General features: G+C 45.8%; 13 protein-coding genes. 5 read left to right on the top strand and 8 right to left on the bottom strand.

Annotated elements, in window-relative coordinates; translation table 11 throughout:
- Positions 1-32: 32 nt before the first annotated feature.
- The 4 genes from lon to tig all read right to left on the bottom strand — a co-directional run bounded on the left by lon (position 33) and on the right by tig (position 6,101).
- The gene (gene lon / locus HQN79_RS05815; RefSeq protein WP_173284964.1) at positions 33-2,459 is read right to left on the bottom strand and encodes an endopeptidase La; all 2,427 of its coding nucleotides are present in this window, start codon (positions 2,457-2,459) and stop codon (positions 33-35) included.
- Positions 2,460-2,628: 169 nt separating this feature from the next.
- Positions 2,629-3,882 (bottom strand): ATP-dependent Clp protease ATP-binding subunit ClpX, encoded by a 1,254-nt coding sequence (gene clpX / locus HQN79_RS05810; RefSeq protein WP_173284962.1) that lies wholly within the window; start codon positions 3,880-3,882, stop codon positions 2,629-2,631.
- Positions 3,883-3,899: 17 nt separating this feature from the next.
- Positions 3,900-4,499 (bottom strand): ATP-dependent Clp endopeptidase proteolytic subunit ClpP, encoded by a 600-nt coding sequence (gene clpP, locus HQN79_RS05805; protein ID WP_173284960.1) that lies wholly within the window; start codon positions 4,497-4,499, stop codon positions 3,900-3,902.
- Positions 4,500-4,781: 282 nt separating this feature from the next.
- Complete coding sequence (tig, locus tag HQN79_RS05800) at positions 4,782-6,101, bottom strand: trigger factor (RefSeq protein ID WP_173284958.1); 1,320 nt, start codon at positions 6,099-6,101, stop codon at positions 4,782-4,784.
- A 298-nt stretch (positions 6,102-6,399) separates the two neighbouring features.
- Here tig and HQN79_RS05795 point away from each other — a divergent pair, with 298 nt between their 5' ends.
- Positions 6,400-6,609: a YgaP family membrane protein gene (locus HQN79_RS05795; protein WP_173284956.1), complete on the top strand. Its 210-nt coding sequence runs from the start codon at positions 6,400-6,402 to the stop codon at positions 6,607-6,609.
- 107 nt (positions 6,610-6,716) lie between these two features.
- Here HQN79_RS05795 and HQN79_RS05790 read toward each other — a convergent pair whose 3' ends face one another.
- The 4 genes from HQN79_RS05790 to HQN79_RS05775 form a co-directional block, all read right to left on the bottom strand.
- Positions 6,717-7,874 carry a peptidoglycan-binding domain-containing protein gene (locus tag HQN79_RS05790; RefSeq protein ID WP_173284954.1) on the bottom strand — a complete coding sequence of 386 codons (1,158 nt, stop codon included), beginning with the start codon at positions 7,872-7,874 and terminating at the stop codon, positions 6,717-6,719.
- A 272-nt stretch (positions 7,875-8,146) separates the two neighbouring features.
- Entirely contained in the window at positions 8,147-10,723 is a 2,577-nt protein-coding gene (gene acnB, locus HQN79_RS05785) for a bifunctional aconitate hydratase 2/2-methylisocitrate dehydratase (RefSeq protein WP_173284952.1), read from the bottom strand.
- A 123-nt stretch (positions 10,724-10,846) separates the two neighbouring features.
- Positions 10,847-12,691 carry a cyclic nucleotide-binding domain-containing protein gene (locus HQN79_RS05780; RefSeq protein ID WP_173284950.1) on the bottom strand — a complete coding sequence of 615 codons (1,845 nt, stop codon included), beginning with the start codon at positions 12,689-12,691 and terminating at the stop codon, positions 10,847-10,849.
- Between the two features lie 186 nt (positions 12,692-12,877).
- Positions 12,878-13,453, bottom strand: a complete 576-nt coding sequence (locus tag HQN79_RS05775) for a hypothetical protein (RefSeq protein ID WP_173284948.1) — start codon at positions 13,451-13,453, stop codon at positions 12,878-12,880.
- Positions 13,454-13,947: 494 nt separating this feature from the next.
- On the opposite strand from HQN79_RS05775, the gene purB reads away from it, so the two are divergent.
- The 4 genes from purB (at position 13,948) to HQN79_RS05755 (ending at position 18,019) form a co-directional block, all read left to right on the top strand.
- Positions 13,948-15,348, top strand: a complete 1,401-nt coding sequence (gene purB, locus HQN79_RS05770; RefSeq protein WP_173284946.1) for an adenylosuccinate lyase — start codon at positions 13,948-13,950, stop codon at positions 15,346-15,348.
- A 419-nt stretch (positions 15,349-15,767) separates the two neighbouring features.
- Positions 15,768-16,154 carry a DUF6858 family protein gene (locus HQN79_RS05765; protein ID WP_173284944.1) on the top strand — a complete coding sequence of 129 codons (387 nt, stop codon included), beginning with the start codon at positions 15,768-15,770 and terminating at the stop codon, positions 16,152-16,154.
- A 192-nt stretch (positions 16,155-16,346) separates the two neighbouring features.
- Positions 16,347-17,516 carry a cupin domain-containing protein gene (locus HQN79_RS05760; protein ID WP_173284942.1) on the top strand — a complete coding sequence of 390 codons (1,170 nt, stop codon included), beginning with the start codon at positions 16,347-16,349 and terminating at the stop codon, positions 17,514-17,516.
- A 38-nt stretch (positions 17,517-17,554) separates the two neighbouring features.
- Positions 17,555-18,019: a DUF1810 domain-containing protein gene (locus HQN79_RS05755; RefSeq protein ID WP_173284940.1), complete on the top strand. Its 465-nt coding sequence runs from the start codon at positions 17,555-17,557 to the stop codon at positions 18,017-18,019.
- Positions 18,020-18,026 lie beyond the last annotated feature (7 nt).

The following is an 18,026-nucleotide window of genomic DNA, read 5'->3' as shown; positions in this document are numbered from 1 at the left end:
CAGTGTCAAGGAAAAACACCTAAAAACGCCAATTAATGATGGGCTGAGGCATTTTCAACAGCTGTTTCATGATCCGAATCATTAAATCCCTCTACTGGAGCAGCTTCTGCACCTTCTTGTGGCAGGGCTTCGGGCATCTTTGTCAAGGCGATTTTCAGTACTTCTTCAACCCATTGCACCGGACAGATATTCAATTCGTTTTTGATTTCCTGAGGCACATCGGCTAAATCACGAACATTATCTTTCGGAATCAATACCGTCTTAATCCCCCCTCTCAAGGCCGCCAAAAGCTTCTCTTTTAAACCACCGATCGGCAAAACTTCGCCACGCAATGTAATTTCACCCGTCATGGCCACATCGGCTTTAACCGGCGTATTAGTTAATACAGAGGTAATCGCCGTACAGATTGCGATACCGGCACTTGGACCATCTTTCTTGATTGCGCCTTCCGGAAAATGCAGATGTAAATCGAAATTTTCATAAAACTCTTCTTTCAGACCCAGTTTCGCAGAACGCGAACGAATAACGCTCATCGCCGCCTGTACTGACTCCTGCATGACCGATCCCAACTGACCGGTACTGGACAATTTGCCTTTTCCGGGCATGGCGGTCGCTTCGATTCGCAGCAAATCACCGCCGACACGCGTCCAAGCCAAGCCGGCAACCTGGCCGATACGATTCTCGTCATCAGCCAAACCAATACGATATTTGGCGACGCCCAGATACTCTTCCAGATTATCCGGCTCGACCGCAACCGGTGCTTTTGCCTCGCCGGTATCCAGCTTTTTGACGACTTTACGGCAAATTTTGGCCAAATCACGAGCTAGAAGGCGCACACCGGCCTCCCGCGTATAGGTTTGAATAATGCCCAGAATCGCCTCTTCGCTGACTTCGATTTCGGCTTTTTTCAATCCATGATCTTTAATCGCTTTTGGCAGCAGGTGCTTCTGAGCGATATTCAGTTTTTCCGCCTCGGTATAACCGGCCAGATTGATAACTTCCATACGGTCAAGCAAAGCTTCCGGAATATCCATTGAGTTGGATGTGGCGATAAACAGCACATCCGAAAGATCGTAATCCACTTCCAGATAATGATCGTTGAAAGTATGGTTCTGTTCAGGATCCAGTACTTCCAGAAGCGCCGAAGCCGGATCGCCACGCATATCACTGGACATTTTATCAATCTCGTCCAGCAGGAACAGCGGATTGCGCGTACCGGCAGAATGCATCTTCTGAATAATTTTCCCCGGTAGAGCGCCAATATAAGTCTTACGATGCCCGCGAATCTCGGCTTCATCCCTTACACCACCGAGCGCCATACGGACATATTTGCGGTTGGTTGCTTCGGCAATCGACTTAGCCAGTGAAGTTTTACCAACCCCTGGAGGCCCGACCAGACAAAGAATCGGCCCTTTCATCTTGCGCATACGCTTCTGCACCGCCAGGTACTCAACGATTCGTTCTTTAACCTTTTCCAAACCGTAGTGCTGCTCATCCAGAATCTTCTGTGCACGATTCAGATCCTTGGAGACGCGGCTGCGTTTTTTCCAAGGCACCTCAAGCAACCAGTCCAGATAATTACGCACAACGGTGGCTTCCGAAGACTGGGCTGGCATCATACGCAATTTTTTCAATTCGGATTTAGCCTTGCTTTTAGCTTCTTCAGGCATCCCAACTTCTTCAATCTTCTGAGCCAACTGATCCGCTTCACTCATATCCTCCTCTTCACCGGAGAGTTCATAGTGGATCGCTTTGATTTTTTCGTTCAGATAGTACTCGCGTTGAGTCTTATCCATCTGTTTTTTAACGCGGGAGGTGATACGTCTTTCCGATTCCAGAATTTCCAGCTCGGTTTCCACTATCATCAAAATCTTTTCCAGTCGATCGCTGATGGTCACCATTTCAAGAAGTGACTGTTTCATTTCCAGATCAATTGCGATATTGGCGGAAATCAGATCGACCAGTCGGGACGGATCATCTTCGTTTTGCACCGAACGTTTGACTTCAGAAGGCACTTTTTTCTTCAAATCCGCATAGGTAGAAAAACGTTCTTTAAGTGCACGAATAAGAACCTTAACATCCAACTGATCACCGCTTTCGACCGCCATTTCCTCAATATCGCCCAGCAGAACGCTGTGATCCATATGCAAGCCTGTTAGACGGAAACGCTGTATCCCTTCGACCAATACCTTTACGGTGCCATCCGGCAACTTAATTAATTGCAGGATATTGGCCATGGTTCCAACTTGATACAAATCCTCCAAGGCCGGGACATCAAGATCCGCACGTTTTTGTGCCACCAAGAATATCTTTTTATCCCCATCCATAGCTTCATTCAGAGCCTGGATCGATTTTTCGCGCCCGACAAAAAGCGGCATAACATTTCCAGGAAATACCACCACATCCCTTAGAGGCAAAACTAACACATTCATTTTCATACTGATTTGATCCATATCCATCGCTCTCTTCCCTTTTGTTTTTATTATTTGCCCACCCGTCCGATTCCATCTATAGGACGCAAGATAATTAAGTTGAATTTTCCCCAGATAACAAAAAACCCAGCCAAAGCCGGGTTTCGAGGTTCAAAACGCAATGCAACCACTGGTTAACGATCAAGAAATCGATCGCTTACTCGCTTGCCGCTTTTTGCTCTGACTCTTTATAAACCAGCATTGGCGTTTTTTTACCTAGCACGACTGCTTTATTGATAATGACTTTTTCAACATTTTTCAAGCTTGGCAGGTCGTACATTGTTTCAAGAAGAATTTGTTCTAGAATCGAACGCAGTCCACGCGCACCGGTTTTGCGGGCAATCGCCAGTGACGAGATCTCTTCCACCGCGTCTTTACGGAATTGAAGCTCAACGCCTTCAAGTTCAAACATTTTCTGGAACTGTTTAACCAAGGCGTTTTTAGGTTCAGTCAAAATCTGTACCAGAGCCTTAATATCCAGTTCTTCAAGCGAAGCGATCATCGGCAGACGACCGACAAACTCCGGAATCAAACCGAACTTAACCAGGTCTTCCGGTTCGATCTGCTTGAACTTGTCCGACAACGACGGCTTGTCGTCACTTGACCGGACCGTGGCCGAGAAACCGATACCGGTATCAGTTTCGGTTCTCTGCTCGACAATACGATCCAACCCTTCGAAAGCCCCACCGACGATAAACAGAATTTTTGAGGTATCGACCTGAATCAGCTCCTGATTAGGATGCTTACGGCCACCATGCGGAGGTACAGATGCGACGGTACCTTCAATTAATTTCAATAGCGCCTGCTGAACACCTTCACCGGAAACGTCACGGGTAATCGACGGATTCTCCGATTTACGAGTAATCTTGTCGATTTCATCGATATAGATAATACCGCGTTCTGCTTTTTCCGGATCGTTGTCGCAACGCTGCAACAGTTTCAGCAGAATACTTTCGACATCTTCCCCTACATAACCCGCTTCGGTAAGCGTAGTGGCATCTGCCATCGCAAATGGCACATCCAGAAGTCGCGCCAATGTCTGTGCCAGCAAAGTCTTACCGGACCCTGTTGGACCAATCAGCAGGATATTACTCTTAGTCAGCTCAACATCATCTTTAACATGCGATGTTTGCAGGCGCTTGTAGTGGTTATAAACCGCAACCGACAAAACTTTTTTCGCCTGTTCCTGACCGATAACGTAATCGTCCAGAGTTGTTTTAATCTCATGCGGCGTCGGAAGATTCTGCAAATCCAGCTCGGTAAAATCACTGTGCCCGAATTCCTCGTCGAGAATATCGTTGCAGAGTTCAACACATTCGTCACAAATATATACAGATGGCCCCGCAATCAGTTTGCGAACCTCTTCCTGCCCTTTCCCGCAGAAGGAACATTTTAGATTTTCATCACTCATTTTCTACCACCCGAGATTTAGCGCTCACTGAGAACTTTATCAATCAAACCGTATTCACAAGCGGCATCCGCACTTAAGAAGTTATCACGATCAGTATCTTTTTCAATTGTTTTTATATCTTGCCCGGTATGATCGGCCAATGCCTGGTTCAAGCGTTTTTTGATATCCAGAATCTCTTGTGCATGGATCTGAATATCGCTTGCCTGCCCCTGGAAACCGCCCAGCGGCTGGTGAATCATCACTCTGGAATTAGGCAACGCATAACGTTTTCCTTTAGTTCCGGCTGAAAGCAGGAAAGCCCCCATGCTTGCTGCCTGACCGATACACATGGTACTGACATTAGGCTTGATGAAACGCATCGTATCATAAATCGCCATACCGGCTGTTACGCTTCCGCCTGGGGAATTGATATACAAACTAATGTCTTTGTCAGGATTTTCAGATTCAAGGAATAGCAACTGCGCGACAATCAAATTAGCCATATGATCCTCGACAGGCCCTACCAGAAAAATTACCCGTTCTTTTAACAGGCGGGAATAAATATCGAATGATCGTTCCCCGCGACTGGTCTGTTCAATAACCATTGGGATTAATGCGTTTTGAATCGAACTATCCATAAATCTCTATGTATCCTTTAGGCAATTTTTTTATTTTTTCCCCGCAAAAGTATGCCAGCCTGTTTGCAAGGTTTCCGTTTCGGCAAGATCAAAAGCCGATAACACTCCAAAATTACTCAAAGTGCTTTCAAACCCCTGTTTTCAGCTATCTTAGCTTTTTTACGGGCAAAAAAAAACTTAACCTCGATGACAAATCAAAGATTACATCACCAAGATTAAGTTTTTTTGTGGTTTTACTTTAGATTCCTAGTGGCGGAAAATTTTTTCCGCCAAAGGCAAAGCTTAACCTGCGAAGTTACGGTTTAGAACTTCTTCGAAAGATTTGCTGACTTCAGAAACCTTCGCTTGTTCTTTAACCATTTCAGCAACTTTGTTTTCCACTAGCACTGAACGGATCTCGAAACGTGCACCTGGATTTTGTGCATACCACTTGATCACTTCTTCAGGGTCTTCATAAGAAGACGCCTGTTCAGAGATGTAAGCTTCAACTTCTTCGTCCGATGCTTCAAGGTTGTTCGCTTTGATGATATCACCAAGGATCAAGCCAAGCTTAACGCGTTTCTTGGCATCTTCTTCAAACATTGACGCTTCCAGTTTAACATCTTCGGATTGCATGCCTTGCTGCTGCATATTCTGAAGCGCACGATCCATCAGACCTTTAACTTCCTGATCAACCAGTGACTTAGGCATTTCGACATCAACAACCTGCTGAAGCGCTTCTAGTACTGCAGTGCGGTTATTCGCTTCAACGGCACGATCAAGTTCTTTGGTCATACTCTCTTTGATCTCGTTCTTCAGTGCTTCTTCGGTTCCCTCTTCAACACCGAAAGACTTAACGAATTCTTCGTCAATATCCGGAAGTTGCTTGGTAGAAATCGAGTGAACAGTGATATCGAAAGTTGCCGCTTTACCTTTCAGGTTTTCAGCATGGTACTCTTCAGGGAAAGTCACTTCGATGGTCTTCTCTTCACCTTTCTTCATCCCAACGATTCCGTCTTCAAAACCAGGAATCATTCGGCCAGAACCGATTTCAAGCGGAACATTTTCAGCCGAACCGCCTTCGAACGCTTCACCGTCAACTTTACCGACGAAATCAATAATTACCTGCTCGCCTTTTTTGACTTTCTTAGCAGCACTCTTAGACGGTTTCCACGCCATACGCTGTTCACGCAGACGATTCACCATATTATCGACGTCTTCATCAGTCACTTCAGACTTAATCACTTCCGCTTCAACAGAGGAGAATTCAGGAAGTGTAATTTCTGGATAAACTTCGAAACGCGCAGTGAAAGTCACTTCGTTATCGCTATCTTTAAGGTCGTCAAATAGCGGATAACCAGCTACCTGCAAAGACTCTTGCTCAACCGCATCATAAAATGCTTTCTGTAGAGCTTCGCCCATAAGCTCTTGACGAACTTCAGCACCATGACGTTGTTTCACCAGTTTCATCGGAACTTTTCCAGGACGGAAACCGTCGATGCGAACTTTACGGCGGATTTCATTTAAACGTTTTTCAACTTTTGCAGCCATATCTTCGGTTGCGAAAGTCACTGTCATTTTGTGTTCAAGGCCTTGTTCCGGCTTTTCTACAGTTACTTGCATTTTATTTCTCAAAGTTCAAAGTTAATTCAAATTAACCGACCGCCCTCTGATTTCTCAGGCAGCACGGAGCAAATTTAGGGACAAAATTATACTGACTAAACAATGAAAATTAAAGCAAAAGAATAAAACCCTTGAAAAAACAACAACAAAAGTCCTGTAATCAAAATTTCAACAACAAAAGTTTAATGCTAAAATAGCGCCAAATTGTGTATCCGAGCTTGATTTAGCGGAAAACAACACAAGAAAGGTTTAAATAAAATTCAAAACTCCACGAGTTTTCAACCGAGGTTTACTTAATATGTCAGTAGAAAAAATCGTTCTATTATTAGCGGGTACTATGGTTCTGGCCGGCTCTATCCTTACTGTTTACCATGCTCCGGAATGGGTTTATCTAACCGGTTTTGTCGGTGCAAACCTGCTGTTTGCCGGTATGACAGGCTTCTGTCCGATGGTAAAAATCCTTCGCAAATTCGGTGTTAAAAGCGGTAACGCCTTCCACCGTTCATAATTGCGAACCAGAAGATTCAGATCGTTTACCAACAGCGATCTAAAAAAAACCGCTCTTAATTGAGCGGTTTTTTATTTTCCAACGTATTGAATAACAACGGCAACTGGCTATTTCATAATCCCCATAAAATGCAGCACCTCGAAAGTAATCGCACCTTCAGCCAGATTATTATCCCGCTGATAGCGACTTAAGGTCTTGGCCGTATTCGGCCCCCATAAGCCATCAATCACATCGAGATCATTCGGTGGACTCGGTTTCAGATAGCCCTCTTTTTCAAGCACGATTTGAATACGCTTGACCAACTCTTCGCTTCTTTCCGCCTTACAGACCACTTTGCGAGTTTCCGTGCGAGCCTCTTCGATCTTGACGCGTTTTTCTACGGTTTCGTATTTTGCCGCCGATGTTACCTGCATCGTTTTCGGTTTGGCAATCAACTCTTTGGAAGTGACCGTTTTATACTTGGCCGGTATCGTTTTATAAACCACCTTTTCCGGCTCAACCAGCACTTTGCGCTGAACTTTTTTGGTTTCAGCAGGAATCAACTCTTTGGTGACCGATTTGGCCTTAACCAGCTTTTTCTGTTTAACCGTTTTATATTCATCGGCAACTTTAACCAGACAACGATATTCGCCATCTTTCAGGGTTGCGCCCGGAGACGTTTTAAAACACGGTTGCCACTCTTCGTAGCCATCCTTGACCTTAATACGTACATCGCGAATTTCATATTCGGCCGGTACTGAAACCCATCGTTCTCGGGCAGGTGTTACAACAACTTCTTCAGTTACAGTTTTGTATTTAGCCGGAACGACTTTATCGACCACTTTCTGTTCCGGCTCAATCTCAATGCGTTTTTCAACCGTTTTATATTCGGCTGGTTCGAATTCCTGGTGCGTCGACTCAGGCTCGACCAGAATACGCTCCTTGTCGATTCGATATTGTGCCGGAATCGTCAATTCAGCCATACATGCTTTGTAAACACGTCCATCAATATTGCCGGCAATCGACGAATCATCGATCGTCATTGCTTCAGGTTGCGCCTGCTGTTTTTTTAACAAAGCAAATACTTCAGCCTGCTTTTTCTGTCGCGACTGCTCAGCCAAAATTCGCTCGCGTTCTTCCGCTTTGGCTTTAGCAATCAATAAATCGATATCTGCGGGAGAAACAACCTCTTTCTTCTCATCATCCTGCTGAACCTGATCCGATGGCACACACCCGAATAATCCCGCTATCGTTAAGGAAAGTACCGTCAATTTAAAAAGTTTCATCCGTTAAATACCTTATTGATTTCAACCATCACCGTATTCTAACTGATACCAGCGCAAAATAAATCTCATTCCCGCTTATTAGATAATTTGTTTTGTTTTTGCTTCCATTTATATGAAATTCAAGGCAAAGGAGTTATTGTTTGTTCTTATTAAATGTATGATGGGGTAAGAACTCTGCGCATCATCGGATTCATTGTGCCGAATATAAAAAAAGCCGCTTGAGAGTTTAATTCTCAAGCGGCTTTAATTGCCAATGGAAAATGCTATAGGGATTAAGCTACGGCAACTCCGATTTCATCCAATGACTTAGGAGATTCAACCTTGTAATCCGCCATTTCATCAAATTGCAGATAACGGTAAATATCACCTGACATGGTATTCAGCATGGATACCGCATCCATATATTCCTGGACCGTCGGAATCTTACCTGTGGCAGCACAGACCGCCGCAAGCTCTGCCGAACCAAGATAAACGTTCGCGCCATTCCCCAAACGGTTCGGGAAGTTACGCGTAGAGGTTGAGAAGACCGTCGCACCATCTGCTACACGAGCCTGGTTCCCCATACACAGAGAACAACCCGGCATCTCGGTACGAGCACCGACTTTACCGTAAGTGCTGTAATAACCCTCTTCAATTAACTGACGTTCATCCATTTTAGTCGGAGGAGCGATCCACAGACGAGTTGGAACATTTGACATACCTTCCAGAACTTTACCAGCGGCACGGTAGTGACCGATATTGGTCATACAGGAACCGATAAAGACTTCGTCAATTTTGTCGCCCTGAACATCAGACAACAACTTAACGTCATCCGGGTCATTCGGACAAGCAACGATCGGCTCTTTGATTTCAGCCAGATCAATTTCGATGACTTCCGCATATTGCGCGTCGCTATCCGCTTCCAAAAGCTCAGGGTTGTCAATCCACGCCTGCATTGCATCACGACGACGCAACAAGGTACGCGCATCCTGATAACCGTTTTCAACCATCCAGTCGATCAAAGCCATATTCGACTTCAAATATTCAATAATAGGCTCTTGACCAAGCTTGACCACACAGCCGTTCGCCGAACGCTCTGCAGAGGCATCGGAAAGTTCAAACGCCTGCTCGACTTTCAAGTGTTCCAAACCTTCGATTTCCAGTACACGACCGTTAAAACAGTTGATTTTACCTTTCTTCTCAACGGTCAACAGGCCTTGCTGAATGGCCGCATATGGAATCGCGTTAACCAGGTCACGCAAGGTGATACCCGGTTGCATTTCACCTTTAAAGCGAACCAATACCGATTCAGGCATATTCAGAGGCATAACGCCAAGTGCAGCGGCGAATGCGACCAGACCGGAACCGGCCGGGAAAGAGATACCAATCGGGAAACGGGTATGCGAATCGCCCCCGGTACCGACCGAATCCGGAAGAAGCAGGCGGTTCAACCAAGAGTGAATAACGCCGTCACCAGGACGAAGCGCAACACCGCCACGGCTGGTCATGAAATCCGGAAGTGTGTGCTGTAACTTAACATCAACCGGCTTAGGATAAGCGGCTGTATGGCAGAAAGACTGCATAACCAAGTCCGCCGAGAAACCAAGACACGCAAGTTCCTTCATTTCGTCACGCGTCATGGCTCCGGTTGTATCCTGTGAACCAACGGTCGTCATATGCGGTTCGCAGAACATACCCGGACGTACACCTTCGATTCCGCACGCTTTACCGACCATTTTCTGGGCGAGAGTATAGCCGTGATCCGCTTGTGATTTATCCTGCGGACGGATGAATTTATCTGAAGGTTCCAGCCCCATAGAACGACGGGCTTTATCAGTCAGTCCACGCCCGATAATCAGAGGAACACGGCCACCGGCACGAACTTCATCCGGCATGGTATCCGGTGCCAATTCAAAAGTTGAGATTGTTTCACCGGCTTCGTTTGTGATCTTACCTTCATACGGATAGATGGTAATCACATCACCCATATTCATTGAATCGACCTCACACTCAATCGGCAAAGATCCTGAATCTTCTGCTGTATTGAAGAAGATCGGCGCAATTTTGCCCCCAAGAACCACACCGCCCTGGCGTTTATTCGGCACATACGGAATATCGTCACCGAAATACCACATCACCGAGTTCATGGCCGATTTACGCGAAGACCCTGTCCCGACAACGTCGCCAACGTATGCAACAGGGTGTCCCTTTGCTTTCAGTGATTCGATTGTACCCTGAACATCTTCCATACGTGCCGCCAGCATTTCTTTGGCGTGTAATGGAATATCCGGACGCGACCAGGCTGCCGTTGCCGGAGACAGATCATCGGTATTGGTTTCACCGTCTACCTTAAAAACGGTAACGGTAATGCTTTCCGGCATTTTAGGCTTGGCTTCAAACCATTCCGCATCCGCCCAAGACTGCATAACCGTTTTAGCCGCTTCATTTCCGGCTTGAGCTTTTTCTTCGACATCGTGGAACGCTTCGTATACAAGAAGTGTTTTCGATAGCGCCTTAACTGCTTCTGCCACCACTGCTGCATTGTCTGAATCCAGGCAATCGATCAACGGCTGAACATTGTATCCACCCATCATGGTTCCAAGAAGGAAAGTCGCTTTTTCAGGAGTAATAAGATCGACCTGAGTCTTGCCCGCAGCTACATCCGCCAAAAAACTCGCCTTAACATAAGAAGCTTCGTCAACACCCGGTGGAACACGCTCCACCAGCAAATCCATAACGAACTCTTCCTCTCCTGCAGGTGGGTTCTTAATCAATTCAATCAGCTGCGCAGTCTGCTCGGCATCCAGTGCCAGAGGAGGAATGCCCTCTGCTTCACGCTCGACAACATGTTTGCGATAAGCGTCTAACATAATCACTATTACTCCAAGTTTTTAAAAAAATCGTGGCGACATTTTACCACAATTTGCCGCCTCCACAGCCGATGAATAACGAAAACTAATGGCTGCCAAGGGGATTTTCATTTCGACCAAACTTCAGGTCGTTTCGATCGCCTTAAACAGTAGTGCCGCCAGAAAGCCCAGCAAGGTAATAAAACCGATAATAGAGCCTCCTTTATGATAAGCCTCGGGCAGCATGGTTTCAGCAATGACCGTCAACATGGCGCCGGCAGCCATACCGTTTATCAAGGCGAAAGTCGCATCGTCCGCGTCGTGCAGAAAGACCACACCGAAAGCGGCGCCAACACCAGTAAAGAGCATCAAGCTGAACCAGGCCATAAAAATTCTCACAAAAGGAATGCCTTGCGCACGCATACTGGCTGAACTCGATAACGCCTCGGGAAAGTTGGATAAAAACAGCCCCATAATCAGGCTCAAACTGACTGCCGACTCCAAAGTCATCAGGCCGCCGATCGTCAGTGATTCTGGGATCCCATCCAGAAAGATACCGAGCCATATGGCCAGATAGGCAGTATGCTTCGGCAGGACCGGATCCTGCCATTCGGACAGATTCGGCAATCGATCAGGCCAAAGGTGGCGAACGGTCTGATTCAACCAGATGTGCGCCTGAGGGGTTGATAAATTTTGATTTTCAACCAGATAAGTGTCGATAGCATCGTTTTTGATGAATTTCTTCAGTACGCTTCTCAGCGCTTCGGACTGTTTAAGCAACTGGGCAAAGACATTTCTTTTCAGAACCCAATATTCGATATCTGTTTTGGCCTCAACCGTCATCGCTTCCTTAGCGCCAAGCAAAAATGCCCGGACACCGAAAAAATCCCCACCGGAATGCGTTTGTATCAAGCCGGTTTTATCGTGCGGATTCCAATAATTGACGACCCCTTCTTCCAACCAATACAGCTGGTCGGAGTGCACACGACCTTTATACAAGGTATCACCCGCTTTCAGCGTACGCCATTCAAAGCCTCTGGCAAACAGCTGCAAATCTTCTTCAGGAAGCGACTTAATCCATGGCAGTCGCTGAGCCAGTTTGAACAGAGAAAAATTCAATTCGTGTTCAGGGTAATGATGCGATTCAAGCTCCCGATACTGCAACAGATGTGCTTGAATGTCGCGTAGATATTCCTGCGCCTGCTGCAGGGAAAAGAAGTGACGCTGTTGCAAATACTCCAGTAACTCTGTGTTATAGCGACTTTCTTGAACATAAAAATCGAGTAACGTTTGATAGAGTTCCGAACTTTCCTGTAACACATCGTTGATACAGTGATAATCAACACACCACAAGACACAGTCGGATTTGGCAATCGCCATGGTTGCATTATTCAATCCTGTAAAAAAGGCCATGCGTCCGAATGTATCGCCCTTTTCCAACTGAATAATTTTCTGCAGATGTTTTTGCGGGTCGAGAATCGATACCACGCCTTCACACAAAACATAAAAAGACCCGGCACGGTCGCCGTGATGATAGATAACCTGTCCTGCCTTCACCTCAACCACATCGATTGCCGCAACCAATTGGTGAAGACTTTTTTCGTCCAGTGAGTGAAAAATATTCAGGCGCTTCAAAGAGCGCAACATTTCAGTTCGTTGCCGGCGGACACGATTACGGAAAAACTGCAAGGTCGTCGCACGCTTGCGTAAAAAACCACCCTTTTGGTTTAGCAGGTAGTTCAATCCCAAATAGACCAAGCTACCGATAATCGCCCCAACACTGACCGTTAATGCCATACCTGAATTCAGCATAGGTGCAAAAAGATCAATGGTAAGTGCAAATAGCAATGCTCCGGCACCAAATGCCATCAGCAACGCAATATGGCGTTGCCCCGGCTGCCAAACATAAGTAACCAACGCGCCTAACGGTAGAGAAACCGCACTGATAATACCAATCCAGAATGCTTGTACAGCAACAGATTCAAGCAAAACCTTCCCCCTAAAAAAACGGTCTGAAAAATTATCGTCCTTATCTTAATCGTTTACAGAGACAGTTTGATGAAACCACCGCAAAAAGTTTGCCTACAGCGATTCTTTCACCTCTTGATGATACAAATTTAATTCAACAGCAAGTATCTAGGGAGCGAAGTTGATAAAAGGCGTTAAGACCAGGAGTTAATGCCGAACCGAAATTTCTTTGAGATCGAGTGGATAGATTCTTTTATCGATTGCACACTCTTCATTAAACGAAGTCACTCCGGCATTGTAAGACAAGCTCATCTGATTATATTTTTCTAACATATTGTTATAACCGACCAGTTTCTCTTGCAAGGCTGTCACCTTCTGATTGTATTGCTCTAACAGCGCATTGTGCTGCTCATAATTCGCCTTTTCGACCAAAGAGCGCGTTTGCTCTTTATCTATTTCCTGTTTGATTTGTGCGATTTCCTGATTCTGCTCGATAACCTGCTCTCTTTGCAAAGCTATTGAGGCCTGTAAGTCTTTAATCGCATTTTTCTGTTGCTCGAAACTGGCCTGCATTTCCATGCAACTTTGCAGTTTCTCTGGCGTCAATACCTCATAACCGTTATGAGTGCCGTACTCCCGCAACCCGGAAAAAGTACTGTATTCAACTTTTTCTTCGGCAACCGGTTGCTCCGGCTGTGTCGAACAACCACTCAAAAAAACCAATCCGCCGCCGGTTATCAAGCACAACACCAGCGCTATTGATTGCTTGTAAAGTCTCTGCATAAATCCCCTCCCCCTGAATATTTAAAAGCGCCCGCAACCATTGTTTTTATTAAAAGCTTCTCACCACCCTAGCAAGACCTTTGACAGTTAACTAAAGGCCATGGCAGCTCAGTAAAACCTCATTAATACAGTAATTTAAGGATATTTATATTATTAAAGCCTACACAAATGAGAGTTGCAGTCATTCAAACTAAATCCTTTTGGATTCTATAGACCTCTCCAGGTAATGACAAATACAGAGTAAACAATATTTATTCCAAATCATTTTTAGTCTCTTTGCCAACTGTTATCTGTTTATCGACAAGATCATTCAACGAGCCTGTCTATCGCTCCCTAACACCAGAATAAATACTTGCTCTTGAACAGTCATTTGTAGTGATTTTTCTTATCAACACGCCTGTTAGCGGCTTTAGATGGAATCCAAGCAAAATCCATAAAGACTTTAGGCTATAATGTCGAACTGTTTTTCATCTTATTAACAAAGGGTTTGTGGAATGTTACTGTCTGAATTGACTGCGATTTCCCCGGTAGACGGCCGTTATGGCGCACGTCTTGGTAATCTGAAAGAAATTTTCAGTGAATATGGTCTGATTAAAAACCGCGTTAAAGTGGAAGTTTTCTGGCTGCGTATGCTAGCCAACCACCCGCAGATTAAAGAAGTTCCTCAGTTAAGCTCCGAAGCGGAACAACATCTGATGAAACTGGTCGACGAATTCACATTGGAAATGGCGCAAAGAGTCAAAGAGATCGAGCGCACCACAAATCATGATGTGAAAGCGGTCGAATATCTGATTAAAGAACATTTCGCAGACAACGAAGAACTTATGTCTGTCAGCGAGTTTGTTCACTTTGCCTGCACTTCGGAAGACATTAACAACTTGTCCTATGCGCTTATGCTTAAAGACGCTCGTGAGTTCGTCATTATTCCGGGTATGGATGAAGTCATCGGTAAAATTTCTGAAATGGCGGCCGAAATGGCCGACATTCCAATGCTGTCCCGTACTCATGGCCAGCCAGCATCTCCTACGACTGCCGGTAAAGAGTTCGCCAATGTCGCCTACCGCCTGCAGCGTCAAGCCAAACAGCTTATGGAAGTGCGTATCATGGGTAAAATCAACGGTGCGACCGGTAACTACAATGCGCATCTGGCGGCCTACCCTGAAATTAACTGGTATGAGCTTTCGGAACAGTTTGTTAACAGTTTGGGTCTGATGTGGAATCCATACACCATTCAGATCGAACCGCATGACTATATTGCCGAATATTTCCATGTTATGCAGCGCTTCAATACCATCCTGATCGATTTCGATCGCGATGTATGGGCCTATATTTCAAACGGTTTCTTCCGTCAGAAGACGGTAGCCGGTGAAATCGGTTCCTCAGCGATGCCGCATAAGGTGAACCCGATCGACTTCGAAAACTCTGAGGGGAACCTGGGCATCGCCAATGCGATTTTCGATCACCTTGGTCAAAAACTTCCGATCTCGCGATGGCAGCGCGATCTGACGGATTCGACCGTACTGCGTAATCTGGGTGTCGGTGTTGCGCACACGATGATTTCTCTGCAAGCAACCATGAAAGGTCTTGGTAAACTTGAAGTGGACGCCCCAGCGATGGCAAACGACCTGGACAATAACTGGGAAGTTCTGGCTGAAGCGATTCAGACCGTTATGCGCCGTCACGGCTTTGAAAAGCCGTACGAAAAGCTTAAAGACCTAACTCGCGGACAGCGCGTCAACAAAGAGATCATGCAAAACTTTGTCGACTCCCTGGAAGGACTTCCAGAGGAAGCGAAACAGCGCTTGCGCGAAATGACACCGGCAACCTATATCGGTAACGCCGCGCAACAGGCCGCCAATATCGAATTGGCTTTAACCATGGTCAAAGGTCGTTAAAAGTCAAACCGCTGTTCATAAAAAGCCGGCTTCTGCCGGTTTTTTTATGCCAAAAACCTCTGTCTTGAGTATCGCTGTTTTTCCACCCCCAGCTTTAAGTCTTCTCTAACATCCATTCCTAATTGAAAGCATATTCTTCAAGCCGACAGACTGTAGTCCAATTCTCCAAGAAGCCATTCCGAATATCCAGCTCCCCCCTAGAAGTGGATATACCGTTTAGCAAACCCTGTTTAAATAGTCGTCAACAGTAAGCCTTAATAATTATTTAACACGACTTGCATAGCTCTCTCATCATAAACCGATACGGATTGGCGGCCTTTATTAGCGGTTATAAATTTTTTCGAATAGATTGTTTATAAATTATTCCTATAATACATAAAACAATTTAATACCTAGATCAAAAACCCGAGGGCCTGACTATGCAACAGAAAATCTTTAAAGAAAAATATCCAATTTTCTCTCTTGAATTCTCCAAGGAAGAATCCAAGTACGATAGCGTTCCAGCCATTTTGGATTACCTTCAGGAGCAGGTAGAGAATCATCCTAAAGCCGTTTTTATCGCCCGTTTTGACCACTTCAGCCACACAAAAAACATTGGCGGCGAAATCGGTGCAGGCATCGAAGATGCACAAAACCTGATTCTGTGCTTCGGTATGCAACTCCCTTCGGCGGATCCGGTTGCAGTTAGACCACGTTCAATCGGCGTAACCGATCTGGGTGACAAGTTTGTCGTCAACTTTATGGAAGCGCCAAACCCGATCGCCAACGACACCATGGAAGCCTGGGTTAAATCTCTGGTTAAATAAAATTTAAATTCATCAGTAAACTCCCCTGACAGCAAAGCCTGCGCACTCCCCTAAAGTGACTCTCCTAATTTTTTGCAGGCTTTGTCTTTTTCCACTACCGCCCCATTCAATTACCTCCTAGCCGTTCCGGTAATTCGGTATCATTAGCGCAATACCCTTTTCCAACCTACTGATGCAGGATAAAGAGCTGACATGATTCATTTTGAACAACTTGACCTTCCGACTTTTCTCAAAGATTACTGGCAGAAAAAACCGATTCTTTTGCGTAATGCTTTGCCGGATTTTGAAACGCCGATCAGTGCTGAAGAACTGGCGGGACTCTCTCTTGAAGAAGAAATCGAAAGTCGTATTGTTGTCCAGCACGGTACAGAAGATTACGAACTCAAACGCGGCCCTTTTACCGAAGAGGATTACGCTGCTTTGCCGGAAGAGAACTGGACACTTTTGGTCCAGGGGTGTGACCGTTTACTTCCAGAAGTCGCCGATATTCTAAACGACTTTGATTTTCTGCCACGCTGGCGCATCGATGACATCATGATCAGTTATGCAACTGAAGGCGGTAACGTCGGCCCACATTTCGATCACTACGACGTTTTCCTTCTACAGGCGGCCGGACAGCGCCACTGGCACCTGACGACCCAAGAGTGTACAGAAGATAATTACATCCAAGGTGTCGACCTACGTCTTATGAAAACCTTTGAAATTGAACAGGACTTTATCCTCAATCCGGGCGACATCCTTTATCTACCGCCCAAGGTCGGACATCACGGTGTGGCACTCGATGATCAGTGCATGACTTTCTCTGTCGGCTACCGCTCATACCGTGGACAAGAATTATGGGATAGTCTCGGTGATCACCTGTCGGAAATGGCTCTTTTCAAAGAGTTGTATTTCGATCCTGAAATGCCGGCAAATCTGAACCCCGGCGAAGTGACCAAAGACGCGGCTCTACAGGCCAAAAAACTGCTTGCTGAGAAACTTCAGGACGAGAAATTACTGCACACCTGGTTTGCGCGTTTCGCAACGCAACTGGATCAAAGTGCCGCCCAACAGCTTCCGGAACCGCTCAGTGCAGAAGAAACTCCGACACAACAGGAATTTATCGAGGCCTTGTACAGTGAACACGGCCTGATTAAGGACGCCGTCTGTCGTTTTGCCTATACTCAGATCGAAAACGAAACCCAACTATATATCAATGGCGCCATCTGGAATGGTTTTGGAGCGAATGCCGAATTTATCAGTTTGCTTGCCAATAACAATTTCCTAACCCAGGAAATGCTTGCCCCTCACCTGCAAAAGGACGAAGTTCAGGCCCTGCTATTCGATCTTTGGAAACTGCAGTATCTGGTCTTTATTGAATAAGGCCGGTCAACCGGTCAGTTTTACTGTGGAGAATTGCAATGGATGACGTCTTGAAAACGGATAGCCGTTCGGATGATCCTTATAACCTGCAACGTTTTATCGACGGGCAAGCTCAGGTTTACGACGGCGTCTTGAGCGAACTTCAGGCCGGACACAAACAAACTCACTGGATGTGGTTTATTTTTCCGCAACTGGATGGACTGGGCAGCCGTCCATGGACCGTTTTCTATTCGATTAAAAATATCGAAGAAGCGCGCGCCTATCTGGAGCACCCGTTATTAGGCAAACGCCTGATCCAATGCACCGAAGCAGTGATGGAACACCACAATAAATCCTTGCTGGAAATATTCGGAAAACCGGACAACCGTAAATTCTGCTCCTGCATGACGCTCTTTGCAGCAATCAGTGATAAGCCTGCTTTCCGACAGGCGATCGATCGCTTCTGCAACGGTCAGGCGGATGAGAACTCACTGGCTCTTATCCGTAAACTGACACCCGCCTGAAAATCCA

Origin of the sequence: Thiomicrorhabdus xiamenensis, assembly GCF_013282625.1 — a bacterium.
In the GTDB taxonomy this organism is placed as follows: Bacteria; Pseudomonadota; Gammaproteobacteria; order Thiomicrospirales; family Thiomicrospiraceae; genus Thiomicrorhabdus; species Thiomicrorhabdus xiamenensis.
This window is presented reverse-complemented; position numbering and strand designations above follow the sequence as displayed.

What these genes read in the sequence shown, in the direction of transcription:
- lon (WP_173284964.1), bottom strand. Translation starts at nt 2,459, where the DNA reads ATGGATATGGATCAAATCAGTATGAAAATGAATGTGTTAGTTTTGCCT.
- clpX (WP_173284962.1), bottom strand. Translation starts at nt 3,882, where the DNA reads ATGAGTGATGAAAATCTAAAATGTTCCTTCTGCGGGAAAGGGCAGGAA.
- clpP (WP_173284960.1), bottom strand. Translation starts at nt 4,499, where the DNA reads ATGGATAGTTCGATTCAAAACGCATTAATCCCAATGGTTATTGAACAG.
- tig (WP_173284958.1), bottom strand. Translation starts at nt 6,101, where the DNA reads ATGCAAGTAACTGTAGAAAAGCCGGAACAAGGCCTTGAACACAAAATG.
- HQN79_RS05795 (WP_173284956.1), top strand. Translation starts at nt 6,400, where the DNA reads ATGTCAGTAGAAAAAATCGTTCTATTATTAGCGGGTACTATGGTTCTG.
- HQN79_RS05790 (WP_173284954.1), bottom strand. Translation starts at nt 7,874, where the DNA reads ATGAAACTTTTTAAATTGACGGTACTTTCCTTAACGATAGCGGGATTA.
- acnB (WP_173284952.1), bottom strand. Translation starts at nt 10,723, where the DNA reads ATGTTAGACGCTTATCGCAAACATGTTGTCGAGCGTGAAGCAGAGGGC.
- HQN79_RS05775 (WP_173284948.1), bottom strand. Translation starts at nt 13,453, where the DNA reads ATGCAGAGACTTTACAAGCAATCAATAGCGCTGGTGTTGTGCTTGATA.
- purB (WP_173284946.1), top strand. Translation starts at nt 13,948, where the DNA reads ATGTTACTGTCTGAATTGACTGCGATTTCCCCGGTAGACGGCCGTTAT.
- HQN79_RS05765 (WP_173284944.1), top strand. Translation starts at nt 15,768, where the DNA reads ATGCAACAGAAAATCTTTAAAGAAAAATATCCAATTTTCTCTCTTGAA.
- HQN79_RS05760 (WP_173284942.1), top strand. Translation starts at nt 16,347, where the DNA reads ATGATTCATTTTGAACAACTTGACCTTCCGACTTTTCTCAAAGATTAC.
- HQN79_RS05755 (WP_173284940.1), top strand. Translation starts at nt 17,555, where the DNA reads ATGGATGACGTCTTGAAAACGGATAGCCGTTCGGATGATCCTTATAAC.